The sequence below is a fragment of the Microbacterium sp. bgisy207 genome (assembly GCF_057706855.1).
On sequence record NZ_JBYIPB010000033.1, the window covers coordinates 1 to 1,382 of the forward strand.

Annotated in this window: 1 protein-coding gene and 1 other annotated feature; the gene reads left to right on the top strand. The window is 68.6% G+C overall.

Annotated elements, in window-relative coordinates; translation table 11 throughout:
* The first annotated feature begins 51 nt into the window (after positions 1-51).
* Positions 52-1,352 (top strand): IS3 family transposase gene (locus AC3ENO_RS14900; protein WP_434971349.1). Its coding sequence is split into 2 segments (ribosomal slippage): positions 52-343 and positions 343-1,352, totalling 1,302 coding nucleotides; the frame shifts between segments, so codons are not numbered across the junction.
* Positions 330-482: a sequence feature (AL1L pseudoknot), on the top strand. It overlaps the preceding gene by 153 nt.
* Positions 1,353-1,382: the final 30 nt, after the last annotated feature.

The window sequence follows — 1,382 nt, forward strand, 5'->3', positions numbered from 1 at the left end:
TGAAGCGCCCCGGGTTCGGTGGAGGCTCTCAACTCACGGAGGATGAGAGTCATGGCAGCACCGAAGAAGTACCCGGACGAGTTGCGTGAGCGCGCGACGCGGCTCGCGGTTGAGGCACGACAAGACCCCGCACGAAAGGCCGGTGCGCTGCAGCGCATCGGCGAGCAGCTCGGGATCAACCCGGAGACGCTGCGCGGCTGGGTGAAGCAGGTCGAGATCGACGCCGGGCAGGCGCCCGGGGTGACGACCGCGGAGGCGCAGCGGATCAAGGAGCTTGAGGCCGAGGTGCGGGAGCTGCGGCGAGCGAATGAGATCCTGAAGACGGCATCGGCGTTTTTCGCCGCGGCGGAGCTCGACCGCAAGCTGAAGTAGCCGAGGTGCCGACTGCGGTGCTCGTCGAGTACATCGACGGGCACCGCGACCGGTTCGGGGTCGAGCCGATCTGCCAGGTCCTGCGTGACGCGGACGTCCAGATCGCCCCGAGCACCTATTACGCCGCAAAGAGCAGACCGCCGTCTGCCCGGGCCGTCAGGGACGCGGAGCTGACCGAGGACATCCGGGTGGTCCACAAGGCGAACCTCGGCGTCTACGGCGCCCGGAAAGTCCACGCGGCCCTGAACCGGGAGGGCGTCGAGGTCGCCCGCTGCACCGTCGAGCGGCTGATGCGCGCCGCGGGCATCCAGGGCATCCGGCGCGACAAGACCCGCAAGACCACCTTCGGGGACGGTGCGGAGACCGACCGGCCCGCCGACCTCGTGAAGCGCGCGTTCACCGCGACCGCGCCGAACCAGCTCTGGGTCGCGGACCTGACATACATCCGCACCCACGCCGGGTGGACCTACGCCGCATTCGTCCTCGACGTGTTCTCTCGCCGTGTCGTCGGCTGGCAGGTGTCCACAAGCTTGCGCACCGATCTCGCCCTCGACGCGCTCGACATGGGCCTCTGGGAGCGCCGCAGAGCGGGGCAGGACATCACCGGGCTGATCCATCACAGCGATGCCGGAGTTCAGTATCGAGCGATTCGCTACACCGAGCGCCTCGCCGAAGCCGACGCCGTCGCGTCGGTCGGAACGGTCGGGGACAGCTACGACAACGCGATGGCCGAGGCGCTGAACTCGCTGTTCAAGGCCGAGTGCATCCGCAACCCGATGATGCGCCCCAAGGGCGGGTGGGCGTCGATCCGCGACGTCGAGATCGCGGTCGCCGAATACGTCGACTGGTACAACCACCGGCGCCTGCACGGCGAGATCGGGCACATCCCGCCCGCCGAGCTCGAGGCCGCCCACTGGGCATCCCACGAGCCCGTCAGCTACGTTGGAGAACAGGTTCCCGTCGGAGCCGGTTCCAGGTAACCGAGCCTCTACGAAACCCAGGGCGCTTCA